Source organism: Nitriliruptor alkaliphilus DSM 45188 (genome assembly GCF_000969705.1).
Taxonomy (GTDB): domain Bacteria; phylum Actinomycetota; class Nitriliruptoria; order Nitriliruptorales; family Nitriliruptoraceae; genus Nitriliruptor; species Nitriliruptor alkaliphilus.
Genome location: NZ_KQ033901.1, coordinates 4125423 through 4140079 on the forward strand (window position 1 = coordinate 4125423; position 14657 = coordinate 4140079).

Annotated in this window: 16 protein-coding genes; 5 read left to right on the plus strand and 11 right to left on the minus strand. The window is 74.1% G+C overall.

Going from position 1 to position 14657, the window contains the following annotated elements:
- Positions 1-24: 24 nt before the first annotated feature.
- Positions 25-336 carry a DUF6504 family protein gene (locus tag NITAL_RS19060; RefSeq protein ID WP_052667727.1) on the minus strand — a complete coding sequence of 104 codons (312 nt, stop codon included), beginning with the start codon at positions 334-336 and terminating at the stop codon, positions 25-27.
- 137 nt (positions 337-473) lie between these two features.
- On the minus strand, positions 474-1541 hold the full coding sequence (locus NITAL_RS19065) for a glycine betaine ABC transporter substrate-binding protein (RefSeq protein WP_211262517.1): 1068 nt from the start codon (positions 1539-1541) through the stop codon (positions 474-476).
- 127 nt (positions 1542-1668) lie between these two features.
- Between NITAL_RS19065 and NITAL_RS19070 the strand changes: the two genes are divergently transcribed.
- Complete coding sequence (locus NITAL_RS19070; RefSeq protein ID WP_052667729.1) at positions 1669-2658, plus strand: hypothetical protein; 990 nt, start codon at positions 1669-1671, stop codon at positions 2656-2658.
- 6 nt (positions 2659-2664) lie between these two features.
- Here NITAL_RS19070 and NITAL_RS19075 read toward each other — a convergent pair whose 3' ends face one another.
- The 3 genes from NITAL_RS19075 to NITAL_RS19085 form a co-directional block, all read right to left on the minus strand.
- Complete coding sequence (locus NITAL_RS19075; RefSeq protein ID WP_052667730.1) at positions 2665-3000, minus strand: hypothetical protein; 336 nt, start codon at positions 2998-3000, stop codon at positions 2665-2667.
- Positions 3001-3059: 59 nt separating this feature from the next.
- Positions 3060-3599, minus strand: a complete 540-nt coding sequence (locus tag NITAL_RS19080) for a type 1 glutamine amidotransferase domain-containing protein (RefSeq protein WP_052669814.1) — start codon at positions 3597-3599, stop codon at positions 3060-3062.
- A 200-nt stretch (positions 3600-3799) separates the two neighbouring features.
- Complete coding sequence (locus NITAL_RS19085) at positions 3800-4165, minus strand: hypothetical protein (RefSeq protein ID WP_169786897.1); 366 nt, start codon at positions 4163-4165, stop codon at positions 3800-3802.
- 90 nt (positions 4166-4255) lie between these two features.
- On the opposite strand from NITAL_RS19085, the gene NITAL_RS19090 reads away from it, so the two are divergent.
- On the plus strand, positions 4256-4747 hold the full coding sequence (locus NITAL_RS19090; protein WP_052667734.1) for a hypothetical protein: 492 nt from the start codon (positions 4256-4258) through the stop codon (positions 4745-4747).
- Positions 4748-4825: 78 nt separating this feature from the next.
- Entirely contained in the window at positions 4826-6991 is a 2166-nt protein-coding gene (pknB, locus tag NITAL_RS19095) for a Stk1 family PASTA domain-containing Ser/Thr kinase (RefSeq protein WP_157041958.1), read from the plus strand.
- A gap of 1 nt (position 6992) precedes the next feature.
- On the opposite strand, the gene NITAL_RS19100 is transcribed toward pknB, so the two are convergent.
- Positions 6993-7853 (minus strand): NADase-type glycan-binding domain-containing protein, encoded by an 861-nt coding sequence (locus tag NITAL_RS19100; RefSeq protein WP_169786898.1) that lies wholly within the window; start codon positions 7851-7853, stop codon positions 6993-6995.
- Positions 7854-8220: 367 nt separating this feature from the next.
- Between NITAL_RS19100 and aroF the strand changes: the two genes are divergently transcribed.
- A complete protein-coding gene (gene aroF, locus NITAL_RS19105; RefSeq protein WP_052667738.1) occupies positions 8221-9288 on the plus strand; it encodes a 3-deoxy-7-phosphoheptulonate synthase in 1068 nt (355 codons plus the stop codon).
- A gap of 18 nt (positions 9289-9306) precedes the next feature.
- Here the strand turns inward: aroF and NITAL_RS19110 are convergent, their stop codons facing one another.
- Complete coding sequence (locus NITAL_RS19110; RefSeq protein ID WP_169786899.1) at positions 9307-10269, minus strand: NAD(P)H-binding protein; 963 nt, start codon at positions 10267-10269, stop codon at positions 9307-9309.
- 215 nt (positions 10270-10484) lie between these two features.
- On the opposite strand from NITAL_RS19110, the gene NITAL_RS19115 reads away from it, so the two are divergent.
- Positions 10485-11057 (plus strand): hypothetical protein, encoded by a 573-nt coding sequence (locus NITAL_RS19115; RefSeq protein WP_052667741.1) that lies wholly within the window; start codon positions 10485-10487, stop codon positions 11055-11057.
- A gap of 76 nt (positions 11058-11133) precedes the next feature.
- Here the strand turns inward: NITAL_RS19115 and NITAL_RS19120 are convergent, their stop codons facing one another.
- The 4 genes from NITAL_RS19120 to NITAL_RS19135 form a co-directional block, all read right to left on the minus strand.
- Positions 11134-11595, minus strand: coding sequence for a hypothetical protein (locus tag NITAL_RS19120; protein WP_052667743.1), 462 nt, complete (start codon positions 11593-11595; stop codon positions 11134-11136).
- Between the two features lie 66 nt (positions 11596-11661).
- A complete protein-coding gene (locus tag NITAL_RS19125; protein WP_157041960.1) occupies positions 11662-12693 on the minus strand; it encodes a threonine aldolase family protein in 1032 nt (343 codons plus the stop codon).
- Complete coding sequence (locus tag NITAL_RS19130; protein ID WP_425413697.1) at positions 12690-13499, minus strand: inositol monophosphatase family protein; 810 nt, start codon at positions 13497-13499, stop codon at positions 12690-12692. The genes NITAL_RS19125 and NITAL_RS19130 overlap by 4 nt, the downstream gene beginning before the upstream one ends.
- Positions 13499-14533, minus strand: a complete 1035-nt coding sequence (locus NITAL_RS19135; protein WP_052667746.1) for a 6-phosphofructokinase — start codon at positions 14531-14533, stop codon at positions 13499-13501. The genes NITAL_RS19130 and NITAL_RS19135 overlap by 1 nt, the downstream gene beginning before the upstream one ends.
- Positions 14534-14657 lie beyond the last annotated feature (124 nt).

Below are 14657 nucleotides of genomic sequence, written 5' to 3' on the forward strand. Positions count from 1 at the left end.
CGGCCGGCCGGGTCCTGACCTGGCTCAGTCCCACACCCGATCGAGCCGCCAGGTCTCACCCCGGCGCACCAACTCGTAGACCCCGCGGGTGGGACGTCCGTTCTGCGCCTCGACCCGCCACAGATCGGTGCGTTCGAGCTGGATCGGCACCCCGTCCGGACGGCGCCACCACCCGGCGTCCTCGCGCCAGTGTCCGAGCACCTGCAGCACCGTGTAGGACCGTCCCCGCCACCGGAACTCGGTCGGTGCCCCTGCACCTCGCGGATCGGCCTCCGCTGCGTCCGACCCTCCGCCGGTGATCACCTCGTCGAGCTCCTCGCGGTACCGCTTCGTCACCTCCCCACCACCTCTCGTGATCACTCACCCCACACGCGGTTCGAACGTGTGTTCGAGTGCAACGACGGTACGGCGCCGGTGCGACAGCGCGCTACCCCGGGTCCCCTCCCGACCGGCCACCGCGCGAGGGCGGGCGGTCAGCTCTCGACGTCCTCGGTGTCCGCCGCGTCCCCGCGGTCCTCCCCGTCCCCCGCGTCCTCCCCACCTCCCGCGTCCCCGGTGTCCTCGGCGTCCACGCTGCGCCGGGTCGCCAGCCGGGCGCGCAGCTCCTCGGCCGCCTCACGGGCGACCACCTCCACCGGCTCCCCGGCGACCAGCCGCGCGTTGTAGCCCCGGAGCAGCGCGGACGTCAGCTCCTCGCCGAGCGGCGCCAACGCCTCCCCCACCTCCGGCCGGTCGAGGAGGATCTCCTCGCGCACCTGCACCGCCGGCACGAACGCCGGGAAGACCTCGAGATCGTCGACCAGCAGCTGGAGTCCCGCCGCGCCCGCCTGGCCGTCGGTCGCGGTCGTGAGCCCCGCGAGGCAGTCCCCCGCAGCGACCCCCGCAACGGCTTCGTCCGGCGTCGCGGCCAGGAACTGCCGGTCGGTCCTCACGCGGTAGGCCTCGAGCACCGCGCGGAGCCCATCCGGGCGCGTCCCGAACTCCCGATCGACGCAGACGCTGGCCTCCGGCCGCTCCGACAGCCGGGCGGCGAGCTGCGACACGGTGCGCAGGTCGGCGTCCGGGGAGGGCGAACCTGCGACCGCGAACGCGAAGGTCGCGTTCGCCGGTGGTCCCTCCACCTCCTCGGTGAACCGCGGTGGCAGCCACACGATGCCGCGCCGTTCCCCGTGCCGCCGGACCGGCCCGAAGCTGGCCTCGGGGTCGCCCGGCGGGTCGGCCCGGCCGAGCGTCTCGAGCCACGCCTCGCCGGTGTACCCGATCCGCAGTTCCGCGGCGCCGAGCTCGAGCGCCTGCTGGGCGTCGCGCGCATCGGTGTACGGGCGCACCTCCGCCGCGATGTCCTCGGCGGCGAGGAGCGCCACGACGACGTGACCGAGCAGCGTCGCTTCGGCATCGTCGCTCACCGCCACCCGGAGCGGGGGGTCGTCGTCCGGCCCTCCCCCCGTCGTGTCCGTGCAGCCAGCGGCGACCACGGCCAGCGCGACGAGGGCCGACCCGAGACGGGCCGCCCGACGACGGAGCACCGGAGGAGGACGCACCCCGCGAGGCTGCCACACCCGGCCCCCGGCCGCTGCCTCCGCGCACCACCGCACCGCAGCAGCGTGCTGGATGCCTCACCCACCCCGCGTACCCTGCTGCCGACCTCCCGCCCGACCCGGAGCTCCCATGCGTCGCCTCGTGTCCCGCCGCGCCCCCGCGTTCCTCACCGCCGTGGCCCTCCTGCTCACCGCCTGCAACGGGGACGGTGACGACGGCCAGGCGGCCGATGACGCCCCGTCCCCCCAGGCCGCCGAGCAGGAGCTGGCCGTGATCGTGGCGAGCTACGACGTCGCCGCGGGCGAGGACCGCCGCCTGCTGGCCGGTGTGCTCACCCTGGATGCCGCCCAGATCGCCTTCGGGGAGGTGACCTTCGAGCTCGGCTACCTCGGTGACGAGACCGGCGGTGAAGCGCCGCTGGACATCGAGGCGACCGCGCGGTACCTGCCCGTCCTCGGTCTCGAGCCCGAGATCGAGCCGACCGACCAGCCGATGGTGCTCGTCGGCGAGGCCGGGACGGGGGTCTACGAAGCGTTCGTCGACCTCGAGGAGCCCGGCTTCTACGGGCTGCAGGTCACCGCCGAGCTCGCGGACGGCACCACGCGGCAGGGCCGGGTCACCTTCGAGGTGCTGCCCGAGCCCGAGGTCCCCGACGTCGGCGACGAGGCCCCACGCAGCCAGAACCTGACGATCGCGGACGTGGAGGCCGGCGACGCCCTCCCGGTGTCCGTCGACTCCCGCGCGCAGGGCGAGGACGACGAGGTCCCCGACGCCCACCTGCACGACACCACCATCGCGGACGCCCTCGACGAAGGGATGCCGGTCGTGGTGATCCTGTCCACGCCCACTTACTGCGTCAGTGCGTTCTGCGGCCCGCTCACCACGAAGCTCGCGATGGTGGCGACCGAGTACGAGGACACCGCTGCGTTCGTGCACATCGAGGTGTGGCGCGACTTCGAGGCGCGCGAGCTCAACGATGCCGCGGCCGAGTGGATCCAGACCGAGGGCGGCGGCAACGAGCCCTGGGTCTTCCTGGTGGACGGCGACGGCACCATCCAGGCCCGGTGGGACAACGTGGTCGACGTCCAGGACCTCGAGGCACGCCTCCAGGCGTTCTGAGCGGCCTCAGCGGCGCCGGCGACGGGTGAGCTGCGGCGGCAGGAGCGACACGTCGGCTGCGGCGAGGCGGTCGCCTCGTTCGCCGGCGCGCAGCAGGCCGCGCGCGGCCGAGCCACCGACGACCACGACCTCGACGGCGAAGCTCGCGAACAGCCCGACGCCGACCAGCTCAGCGAGCAGCCGCAGTGACCACCCGTCCCCGATCGCACCGACGATGACCCAGGCGACGAGCACCAACCCACCGATGACGCTGAGCGAGATCCGCAGGCGACGCAGCGTGCGCGGGAAGTCCACCACCGGCACCGGCGCCTCGGCGGCGGGATCGTCCACGACGTCGGACACGGACAGCCTCGGGTGCAGGGAGCGTCTCGGGGACGGCGAGGGTAACCCGCGAGCCGGTGTCAGCGGCCCTCGAGCTCGGCGACGACCGCCTTGCCGAACGCCTCGAGGTCGTCGGGCTTGCGGCTGGTGATCAGCGCACCGGGGCCCTCCCGGTCCACGACGAGCTCCTCGTCGACCCAGGTCGCCCCGGCGTTGCGCAGGTCGGTCCTCAGGCTCGGCCAGGAGGTCACGGTGCGCCCGCGGACCGCATCGGCTTCGACCAGCATCCACGGCGCGTGGCAGATGGCGGCGACGGGGGTCCCGCCATCGATCGCTGCCTTGACGAACGCCACGGCGTCCTCGTCCATGCGCAGCACATCGGGGTTGGCGACCCCGCCCGGCAGCACGACGAGGTCGAAGTCGTCCACCGAGACGGCGGACACCTCGTGGTCGACCTCGAAGGTGTCGGCCGGCTCCAGGTGATCGAAGCCCTGGACCTCGCCGTCGGTGGTGGACAGCAGGACCGGCGTCGCACCGGCGTCCCGGACATCGCGCCACGGCTGGGTCAGCTCGACCTGTTCGATGCCCTCGTGTGCGACGAGGAAGGCGACGGTGGCCACGGTGGTTCCTTCGGTCGGGTGGTGCAGGCAGGTGCGGGGGGATGCGCGCCGGTGCCGCGCGGGCGCGGCGAGCGGCGCCAGGCCACCGTGCGACGTGCCGATCCCGCGCGCTCCCGACCGACCGGACACCGGCGGTGGCGTCCGACCACCGGCCGGACGTCGGTCCACGACCGGGGCGGGAACCCGCCGTCACCGCGCCGCTAGAGGTCCGGGGAGCCGAGGTCGAGACGGAGGGTGGACAGCACCCGCAGCACCTCGCCGCGGACGGCGTCGGGATCGGGCGCGACGACCACGTCACCGGCGGGGTACAGCTCAGCGGTCGACTCGTCGGTCACCGACAGCTGCCACCCGCGGTCGAGGACGTACTCGCCCCACGCGAACGACCACGACAGCAGCAACCGCACCCGCCCGCCGTCAGCCGGGTACTCGTGCAGGCTGAAGCGCAGGAACCGGTTGTAGGCCAGCGACCAGGTCCGCCCTCGGCGGCTCACCCCCGTGCTGCGGAACCCGAGCGCGGCGAGGTCGGCCTCGAGCTGATCGCCACCACCGTCGCCGCCCTCGCTCACCGCCACCCTCACGATCGCCTGGTCCCGTCGCGGGACCGTACCGGTGCCACCTCCTCGACCTCGCCGCCCGGGCGCGTACCCTCCCCGGCCGTGCTCTCCTCCACCCGCCACGCCGCCTCCCTCGCCCTCGCCGTCGTCCTGGCGCTGGGGACCGCCGCGTGCGCCGGTGACGACGACGGGCTGCAGGGCGAGCTCGACGCGCTCCGTGCCGCGCACGAGTCACGCGCCGACGAGGACGCCGAGCTGGCCGAGCGCGTGGCCGCGCTCGAGGAGGACCTCGCGGCCCTGGCCGAGCCGATCGACGAGGACGACGAGGAGGCGGAGGACCCCCTCGTCACGTTGCGTGCTGGCCTCGACGAACTCGAGGACCGCATCAACGCGCTGGACGCGTCCGCGGCCACGACCGACCAGGCCAGCGCGGCGGCCAAGGAGGCCGTCGACGCCGCTGCGTCGGACCTGCGCGCCACGCTCGACCAGGTCCGCGGGGCCACCGACGAGCTCAAGGGCGAGGTCGAGGAGCTGCGGACGCTGTACGAGTCCCTGCGCGACCGGGTCGACCGGCACGACCGCGAGCGCCACTGAGGTCCCCGCGACCGACGTGCCGTCCGGCCGCACCACCCTCCACGGACCCCCGCAGCAGGTCCCGTACCCTCACGCCCTGTGAAGGACACGCCGGTGGGCACCCACGTCGCGCGCGATCCGTCGACGCCAACACGCGTCGGCGGACGCTACGTCCTGCGTGGGATCCTCGGCCGGGGTGGCATGGCCACGGTGCACCGCGCCCGGGACGAGGTCCTCGACCGCGACGTGGCCGTCAAGCTGCTGCACGCGCACCTGGCCTCCGACCCGGCGTTCCTCGACCGGTTCCGCCGCGAGGCGCGGGCCGCCGCGGCCCTGTCGCACCCGAACGTGGTCGCGGTCCACGACTGGGGCGAGACCGACGAGGGCCCGTTCCTGGTGCTGCAGCTGATCGACGGGCCGTCGCTGCGTGAGGTGCTGCGCCACCGTCGCCGTCTCCACCCCGAGGAGGTCGTCAGCGTCCTCGGTCCGGCGGCCGCCGGGCTCGGCGCCGCGCACAGCGCCGGCCTCGTGCACCGTGACGTCAAGCCCGAGAACCTCCTGCTGGGCCTCGACGGCACCGTCCGGGTCACCGACTTCGGGCTGGCACGGGCTGCGGCCAGCGCCACGTCCACCTTCGGCACCGACGTGCTCGTCGGCAGCCCGCACTACCTGTCGCCCGAGGCCGTCCGCGGCGAGCCGCTCGACCCGCGCGCCGACGTGTACGCCCTCGGGGTCGTGCTCTTCGAACTGCTGACCGGCAGGCCGCCGTTCGAGGCCGACTCGCCGTTCGCGACCGCCGTCCAGCACACCTCCCAACGCGTCCCGGCCCCCTCGTCGGTCGAGGCGTCGGTCCCGCCGGCCCTCGATGCGGTCGTGCGTCGCGCCACGCAGCCGGTGGCCGCCGACCGCTACCCCGACGCAGCGGCCTTCGCCGCGGCGCTCACCGGGGCGGTGCCGGCCGGCGCGGCCCCGCTCCCCGGGCTGTTCGCAGCCGACGTCGATCCGCTCGAGCAGCCGGACAGCGGCACGGCCGTCCTCGGTCCCGAGGCCCAGGAGACCACCATCGCGGGTGCCACCACCGCGGATGCGTCGGTGGACGACGAGCCCTCGGTCGCGTGGGACGCCGACGGGGCGCAGCTGTGGCCGCCCCGGCCGCCGGACGGGGCCGTGGACGACGCGCACGAGGACCACGAGGACCACGAGGACGACGGCACGGACGGTCCCGTCGCCTGGCTCGCGGACCTGGGCGACGGCAGCGACGGCAGTGACGGCAGCGACGGTGCCGTCCTGGTCGACGGCGCCGAACTCCACGGGCACGAGGACGACGATGGTGAGGCGGCCCCGGCTCGCCCGCGTCGCGGCCGGCGGTGGCTGATCGCCCTCGTGGTGGTGCTCGGTCTGCTCGGCGCGTCCGCCCTCGGCGGGTACCTGCTGTGGGACCGGGTGCTCGCCCCTGTCACGGGGATCCCCGCGGTCGTCGACTCCCCGCTCACCTCCGCCGTCCGTGCCCTCGAGGAAGCCGGTTTCGAGGTCGTCGTCGACGACGAACGCCCCCACAGCCTGGACGTCCTCGCCGGCAACGTGATCAGCCAGGACCCCACCGGCGAGGCGCGGCAGGGCGAGACCGTCACCCTCGTGGTCTCGGCCGGGCCCCGCCAGATCGAGGTCGACGACCTGCGGGGCGGGACCGTCGAGGAGGCCGAACAGACGCTGACCGCCGCCGGTCTCCAGCTCGGCGAGGTCGCCGCCGACTTCCACGAGGACGTCGCGGCCGACCTGGTGATCTCCTCCGACCCGCCGGCCGGCGAGGTGCTCGACGAGACCTCGACGGTCGACCTGGTCGTCAGCCGCGGTCCACGACCTCGCGAGGTCCCCGACCTCACCGGCAGCACCCTGCAGGAGGCCCAGGCGGCGCTGCGCGAGCTCGGTCTGCAGGGCGAGCTCGCCGGACGCGAGTTCTCGGATCGGCCCGTCGGGCAGGTCATCGCCCAGTCCCCGGGGCCCGGCAACGAGGTCGACCGCGGCGCCACGATCGGGCTGACCCTGTCGGACGGACCGCAGCCGATCGAGGTCCCGAACGTGCGCAACAAGCTGCTCGGCGAGGCGATCGAGATCCTCGAGGGGCTCGGCTTCGACGTCGAGGTCGAGCGACGCGGTGGCGTCGGCGCGTTCTTCAACCCCGGTCGGGTCTTCGAGCAGGACCCCGGCCCCGGGGCCGAGCTGCTGCCCGGCGCGTCCGTCCTGGTGTTCGCCTACGACGACTGAGCTACCCGGGGGGCCGACCGAACCCGACCGGCGGGGCCGGCGAGGCCGGGCCGGTCGCAGGCTCGGCGCGGGCACGATCCGCGGCCAGCTCGACGTGATCGCCGACCGCCAGCCACCCGATCAGCTCGACACCCGACAGGGCGAGCTGGTCGTTGGGCCCCTCAACCGCCCGCAGGACGTCGATGCGCAGCACCGTGGTGAGCACCGGCTCGGGGAGCACCACCTGCTGCGCACGCAGACCCAGGTCGAGCAGGTCGGCGTCGACCACCACCCCACCGTCGAACCGCAGCCGGACCTCGCGCAGGCGCGCCGACGTGTCGTAGGCCTCCCGGTCGAGGTGATCGCCGTTGCGCAGCTCGAGCGACGCGACCCAGGCCGGCTCGTCGAGCACGAGGTCGATGGTGTCGAGCACGTCGCGGTCCGCCGCCGCGGTGCCGTCCGACCGCCACGCGGTCGTCGGGTCGCCGTCGGCGATGGCGGCAGCAGCCTCGGCATCGGCGTCCGGGGCGGTGGTGCGCGTCGCGACGTCGGAGAGGAGCAGCGGACCCGGCTCGTCGCCGTACCGGTCGGCGTCGAAGTCGGCCCCGGGGACGTCCGGGCCGCGGGCCAACGGTCCGAGACCCGCGAGCGTCAGCGCCAGCACGAGGATCACGACCAGCGCGACCGCCCCCACGATCGGCACCAGCCACCGGTGCGGGGCGACCTTCCTCGGCTCGATGACCGGCGGGTCGGGCGCTTCGCGACGCACGGGGTGCGGAGGTAGGACGCCGTCGTCGAGCCCGGCACCGCAGCGGGCGCACAGCTCCCGAGCCGGTCGGTTCGCGGCCTCGCAGGAGGGGCAGGTCCTCGGCTGCTCGGTCAACGACACGCTCCGGCGTCCGGCGAGGGAGGGCGACCGGACGCCGGACGCAGCGTCGGTCGGGCGAGGAGGGTAGTACCGAACGGGCCGTCCGGGGCCGCTGCCGAGCAGCGCGCGGCGACCGCGCGGAACCGGTGCTACGCTCCGACCATGACGCGTGCGACCTTCCTCTGGGGCTCCGCGGGGTACCGATTCTTCTTCGGTCACCCCGGGGTCGCGCACGTCTCGTAGGAGCCCACACACACCGAGACGTTCGAGCCCCGGGGGACACCGCCCGGGGCTCACATCGTTCGGGCGGCGCCCCGCCACCACCGGTCCACCGGGGTGGCGCCGGACCGGGGAGCGAGCCGTGACGAGAGAGGACACCACGATGGTCGTGGTCATGCGCCCCGGCGCGAACGATGCCGATGTCGACAAGGTCGTCAACGCCATCTCCGATATCGGCGGTGAGGCGTTCGTCTCACGCGGCCGCCACCAGACGATCATCGGTCTGGTCGGCGACCTGGCCCAGTTCGCCGAGCTGCCGCTCCACGCCTTCCCGGGCGTCGAGGACGTCATCCGGGTCAGCAAGCCGTACAAGCTGGTGTCCAACGACGCCCATCCTCGGCCGTCGACGGTCTGGGTCGGTGACGTCCCCATCGGACGCGACACGGTCACGCTCATCGCCGGCCCGTGCGCGGTCGAGACCGAGGAGCAGACCGACGCCGCGTGCCGGATGGCCAAGGAGTCCGGGGCCGCGATCCTCCGCGGAGGCGCCTACAAGCCTCGTACCTCGCCGTACGCCTTCCAGGGCCTCGGCGAGGCAGGGCTCGACATCCTGCACGGGGTCTCACGCGACCTCGACCTGCCGTTCGTGACCGAGGTCGTCACCCCCGCCGACGTCGACACGGTGGCGGCCAAGGCCGACATGCTGCAGGTCGGCGCCCGCAACATGCAGAACTTCCAGCTCCTCAAGGAGGTCGGGATGGCGGGCAAGCCCGTCCTCCTCAAGCGTGGGCTGACCGCCACGATCGACGAGTGGATCATGGCGGCCGAGTACATCGCTCACACCGGCAACCTGCAGGTCGTCCTCTGCGAGCGGGGCATCCGCACCTACGAGCCGATGACGCGCAACACCCTCGACGTGTCCGCCGTCCCCGTGGCGCAGTCCCTGACGCACCTGCCCGTGATCATCGACCCGTCCCACTCGGGCGGCAAGCGCGACCTGGTGCTGCCGCTGACCCGGGCAGCCATCGCGGTCGGAGCCGACGGGATCATCATCGACGTCCACCCGCGCCCCGAGGCCGCGCTGTGCGACGGCCCCCAGGCGCTGGTCAAGGACGACCTGCTCACCCTGCGCGAGACCGTCGCGACCTACGCGGCGGCGGGCAACCGCGAGGTCGCTGCGCCGGACAAGTCCCGGCGTGCCGGCGCGTGGGGCCGTTCCGCGACCGCCTGACGCGTCGCGCCGCGGTCGTCAGCCGGCGACCGCGGCATCGCGCTGCCGCTGCACCTCGGCGAGCGCCGCGGCGATGGCCTCGTCCACCGACGTGGTGCCGAGGTCCGGGTACAGCTCCCGGGCCAACCCGTCGTGGACGACCGCGTCCTCCTCCGCCGACCGCAGGAGCGGGAGCACCAGCGTCGGGTCCAGTCGGCTGAGCAGGACTGCGCCGGACGCCACGATCTCGGGCGGCAGGTACGGCACGGGGACGCTGAGGGCCGGCGCAGCACCGCCGGCCTCGCGGACCCGAGCGACCAGCTCACCGTAGGTCAGCACCTCGGGACCGCCGACGTCGAGGATCTGCCAGGTCACCCGCGGATCGTCGAGCACGGCGACGAGCAGCTCGAGCAGGTCCGCTTCGGCGATCGGCTGCGTCAGCGAGCGGGTCAGGCGTGCCCGGACCGTCACGGGGGTCGACGCCGCCGTGCGCAGCAGCTGGAACGACGAGCTTCCCGCCCCGAGGACGATCCCGGCGCGCAGCTCGGTGACCGGCACCGGGCCGTCCCGGAGCGTCTGCCCCGCCTGCTGTCGGGCGTACAGGTGCGGTGAGGTCCGGGCGATGTCCTCCTCGTCGACCAGGCCGCCGAGGTAGATCACCCGCCCCACGCCGCCCGCCTCGACCCCGTCGCGGAACGAGGCCGCCGCACGGACCTCGCGCTCGAGGAGGCCACCGATGCGGTGCTCGAGACCGTGGACCAGGAAGTAGGCCGCGTCCGCCCCGTCGGCGGCCCGCAACACGGCGCCCTCGTCCTCCACGGTGCCCGTCACCACCCGCACGCGGTCCCGCCAGGGGGCGGGCAACCCCTCGGCGTCACGGACGAGGCACCGGACCGTGTGGCCCTCCGCGAGCAGCCGGGGCACCAGTTGGCCACCGACGTACCCCGTCGCACCGGTCACGAGCAGTTCCACGTCGAGGCTCCAGCGGTCGGTGGTGATCACGGTGGGCAGGTGCCCCCGGAGGGGTCCGTCGTGCCACGGCACGTTGCCAGGTCGCGACGAGGTCCGGAGCCGGGTCACCCTGCGTACGGCCGGTCACCTCGGCCGGCCGGTCGTGCAACCGTCACGCGAGCAGGGACGTCCCACTGGACCGACCGACGACCCGACCGCAGACCGACGACCGACGACCGACGACCGGTCACCGACGGAGACCCACGATGCTGCTCGCACCCACCCCCTTCCGGTCCAGGACCCTCCGGCTCGTGGTGCTGATCGCGGCCGTGGTGAGCCTCGCCCTCGTCGCGCCGGGCACCGCACACGCGTGCAGCTGCGCCCCACCCCCTCCTCCCGAGACGGCGCTGCGCGAGGCCGACGCGGTGTTCACCGGCGCGGTCACCGACATCACCGACCGGGGTGGCCAGGCCGTCGCCCGCCTGACGGTCGAGGCGGTGTACAGCGGCCAGGTCCCGAGCGAGGTCGAGGTGCACACCGCGACGGACTCCGCGGCGTGTGGGTACCCGTTCGAGGTGGGCCGCGAGGAGCTGGTCTACGCCGTCCTCGACGCCGAGGGTCGGCTGCTGACCAACCTCTGCGACCGGACAGCACCGACCGCCGACGCCGCCGAGGACCTGACCACCCTCGGTGATGGCGATCGCCCCGAGGCGGGGGCGGCCGCGCCGGGCGACCGAGGTGGCGGACCGTCGCCGCTGGCGGTGACCGTCGCTCTCCTGCTCGTGACCATCACCGCCGCCGCCGTCGTGGCCCGCCGCCGCTCGACGGGCGACGCCTGAGCGGGCTGCACCGGCTCTGGGCCTCCCGCCGGGTGTCGTCAGCTCGATGGTCGGAACGCTCGCTCGGGGTGGGCGGCTACCGGCCGATCGCCACGTAGCGGTCGTAGGTGACGGTCTCGGTGCGCGTCCAGGGGAACACCGGGAACAGCCACCCGCCGGAACCTCGCTGGACGCGACCATCCGGCAGCTCGAGCCGCCACCGCGAGCTGCCGCCGCGCCTGATCTCCTCGACCAGCCGCCCCGCGATGATCGAGCGGAGCACCGTCTCGAGTTCATCGAGCACCTCCGCACCCGTGGCCCTTCCGCTGTAGCCGAGCTCGATGCCGGACCCATCTCCCCTCCCGAAGGACACATCGACGGTGGCGGGCTCCCGGCTCGCCTCGACCCACACGGGCGCGGCCGTACGGCGGACCGGCACCAGCTTCCACCCGGCGTCACCCCAGCTGGCGACACGTTCCAACCGTGCAGCCGAGCCGAGATCGGTGAGCAGACGCTGCATGAGCACATCGATGTCCTCGATGAAGCTGTCACTCCCCATGCCCACGCTCCTCCGGGGAACGGGTGCGGACCATCGGGCCGCTCCCATCGACACGCGCGGCCGGACTCACCGGATGCTGAGCTCGGCGATGAGCGCGTCGGCGGCGCGGTCAACGCCGGCCCGGTCGACGTCGAGATGGGTGGCCGCGCGCAGCAGGTGTGGCCCCATCGCGCCGATGCGCACGCCGCTGGCCCCGAGGGCGTCGATCACCTCGGCCGCGGGCCGGTCGCCCGTGCGGATGTAGACCAGGTTGGTCTCGACCTCGTCGAGATCGACCGCACCGGGCATGGCATCGGCGATCCGGGTAGCGAGGTGGCGGGCGTTGTCGTGATCCTCGGCGAGGCGGTCGACGTGGTGGTCGAGCGCGTGCAGACCGGCTGCGGCCAGGATCCCCGCCTGCCGCATCCCGCCGCCGAACCGCCACCGCCACCGGCGGGCCACCTCGATGACGGCCGCGTCCCCGATCGCGAGCGACCCCACCGGTGCCCCCAGCCCCTTGGAGAGGCACACGCTGAACGCGGTGAAGGTGCGCCCCACGGCGACCGGGTCGTCGCCGGTGGCCACGAGCGCGTGCCAGATCCGGGCCCCGTCGCCGTGCAGGGCCAGCCCCCGCTCGTCCGCCACCGCGCGCAGCGCCCGGAGCCGATCCAGGCCGTGCACCGCCCCTCCCCCGCGGTTGGTGGTCTCCTCGACGCTGATCGCCGCCACCTCGGTGTAGGGGAAGGCCGCCGGCCGCAGCGCCGCCCGCACCACGTCCGGATCCAGCCGACCCCGCACCCCGTCGACGGTGCGGAACTGCACCTGGGCGTTGATGGCGGACGCGCCGGCCTCGTAGGCGACCACGTGGGCGTCGGACTCGCAGACGACCTCGCTGCCGGGGGTGGTCAGCGCACGCATCAGCACCTGGGTGGCCATGGTCCCCGACGGGGTGAACACCGCCGCCTCGCGTCCGAACCACCCCGCCACACGCTCCTCGAGCGCCCGGACGGTCGGGTCCTCGCCGTAGACGTCGTCGCCGACGTCGGCGGCCGCGATCGCCCGCCGCATCGCCGCGGTCGGCCGCGTGACGGTGTCGCTGCGCAGATCCACGACCTTCACGGTCGCTCCTCGAGCCACGCCAGGAGGTGGTCGTGCGCCGCAGCACCCCCGGCGACGACCGCCGCCCGGGACCGGCCGCCGAGGGTCCACGACGCCGTCGAGACCCGCCCGCCGGCCTCGGTGACCAGCAGGCGCCCAGCCGCCCAGTCCCAGGGGTTCAGGCCGGCCTCGACGTAGCCGTCGGCCCGCCCTGCGGCGACCCAGGCCAGGTCGAGCGCCGCCGAGCCGTCGCGCCGCACGTCGCGGGCCCGTGGTACCAGGTCCGCGACGGCACGTCCCTGGTCAGCTCGCACCAGCGGGTCGTAGGAGAACCCGGTGGCCACGAGGCACTCGCCGAGCTCGGTGACCTCCGAGACGGCGAGGACGTGGCCGGTCTCGTGCCGCCGAGCACCTCCGCCGCGTGTGGCGGTCCACGTCTCGCCGAGCTGCGGTGCGTGCACCACGCCGACGACCGTGCCGTCGGCGTCCTCGCACGCGATCGACACGCACCAGGTCGGCCGGCCGTAGAGGAAGTTGACCGTGCCGTCGAGGGGGTCGACCACCCACCGGTACCCGGACGTGCCGGGACGCGACGCCTGCCCCTCCTCCCCGAGCAGCCCGTCGTCGGGCCGGGCGTCGAGCAGTCCCCCGGCGATGAGCCGCTCGGCCGCGCGGTCGGCCTCGCTGACCGGGTCGCTGGCCGAGGACTTGGTCGAGACGCCGAGGTCGACCCCGTCGCGTAGCTCCGCGGCGTACCGCACGAGCAGGGCGCCGGCGCGATGGGCAACGTCGACGGCGAGCTCCAGAGGCGGGGTGGTCATCGACATCATCCGAAGAAGGTCTCGGCGACCGCGAACAGGTCAGCCGGCACGGTCTTGAGGTGGGCGGTCGCCTCGGCGAGGGGGATCGGGACCACGCCGTTGTCGCGGTAGGCCGTCATGGTCCCCCACGCCCCGTCCATCGCGAACTCTGCCGCCTTCACCCCCATCTGGGTCGCGAGGACGCGGTCCATCGGTGTCGGGCTGCCCCCGCGCTGCACGTGGCCGAGGATGGTGACCCGGGCGGGGAAGCCGGTGCGCTGCTCGATCTCGTGCGCGATCGTGTGGCCGATACCACCGAGCTTCGGGCGACCGAACTCGTCGAGCGGCGGCGCCTCGAGCTCCAGGGTGCCCTCCTTCGGCAGCGCCCCCTCGGCGACGACCACGATGGAGAAGTCGCGACCCATCCCCGCGCGGTGCTTGAGGTGACGTCCGACCGCATCGATGTCGAACGGCACCTCGGGCACGAGGATGGCGTCGGCACCGCCGGCCATGCCCGCGTAGGTGGCGATCCAACCCGCGTGGCGACCCATGACCTCCAGGACCATGACCCGGTCGTGCGACTCAGCGGTGGAGTGCAGCCGATCGACCGCCTCGGTCGCGGTCCGCACGGCGGTGAGGAACCCGATGGTCAGGTCGGTCCCGCCCACGTCGTTGTCGATGGTCTTGGGGACACCGAGGATCGGCAGCCCCTCGTCCTCCGCGAGCCGGTGCGAGGCCGCCAGCGTTCCCTCGCCACCGATGACCACGAGCCCGTCGAGGCGGTAGACCTCGAGCGCCTCACGGATGCGTTCGGGCCCCCGCTCCTCCCGGTAGGGATCGACCCGCGAGGTCCCGAGCATCGTGCCGCCGCGGTGCAGCAACCCGCGGGTCGACGAGATCGTCAGCTGCTCGACGCTGCCCTGCAGCACACCGCGCCAGCCGGCCCGGAAGCCGTAGGTGGACACGTTGCCGAGGTCGGCACGCCGCACGATCGCACGGATCGCGGCGTTGAGACCGGGGCAGTCTCCCCCACCCGTCAGGATCCCGATGCGGGACACCATGGGGTCGTCGTCCTCGTCGTCACGGCAGCGGCGGTCACCTGCATCCTAGGCACGGGGAACAGCACCCCTCCGCCGCCCGGTCGGCTCCGTACCCTCGGGCGAGCGACCGAGCCGAGGAGCGCGA

Excerpts from the sequence above, each read along its gene's own strand:
- NITAL_RS19070 (WP_052667729.1), top strand. The coding sequence starts at position 1,669 with ATGCGTCGCCTCGTGTCCCGCCGCGCCCCCGCGTTCCTCACCGCCGTG.
- aroF (WP_052667738.1), top strand. The coding sequence starts at position 8,221 with ATGGTCGTGGTCATGCGCCCCGGCGCGAACGATGCCGATGTCGACAAG.
- NITAL_RS19115 (WP_052667741.1), top strand. The coding sequence starts at position 10,485 with ATGCTGCTCGCACCCACCCCCTTCCGGTCCAGGACCCTCCGGCTCGTG.
- NITAL_RS19120 (WP_052667743.1), bottom strand. The coding sequence starts at position 11,595 with ATGGGGAGTGACAGCTTCATCGAGGACATCGATGTGCTCATGCAGCGT.
- NITAL_RS19130 (WP_425413697.1), bottom strand. The coding sequence starts at position 13,499 with ATGTCGATGACCACCCCGCCTCTGGAGCTCGCCGTCGACGTTGCCCAT.
- NITAL_RS19135 (WP_052667746.1), bottom strand. The coding sequence starts at position 14,533 with ATGGTGTCCCGCATCGGGATCCTGACGGGTGGGGGAGACTGCCCCGGT.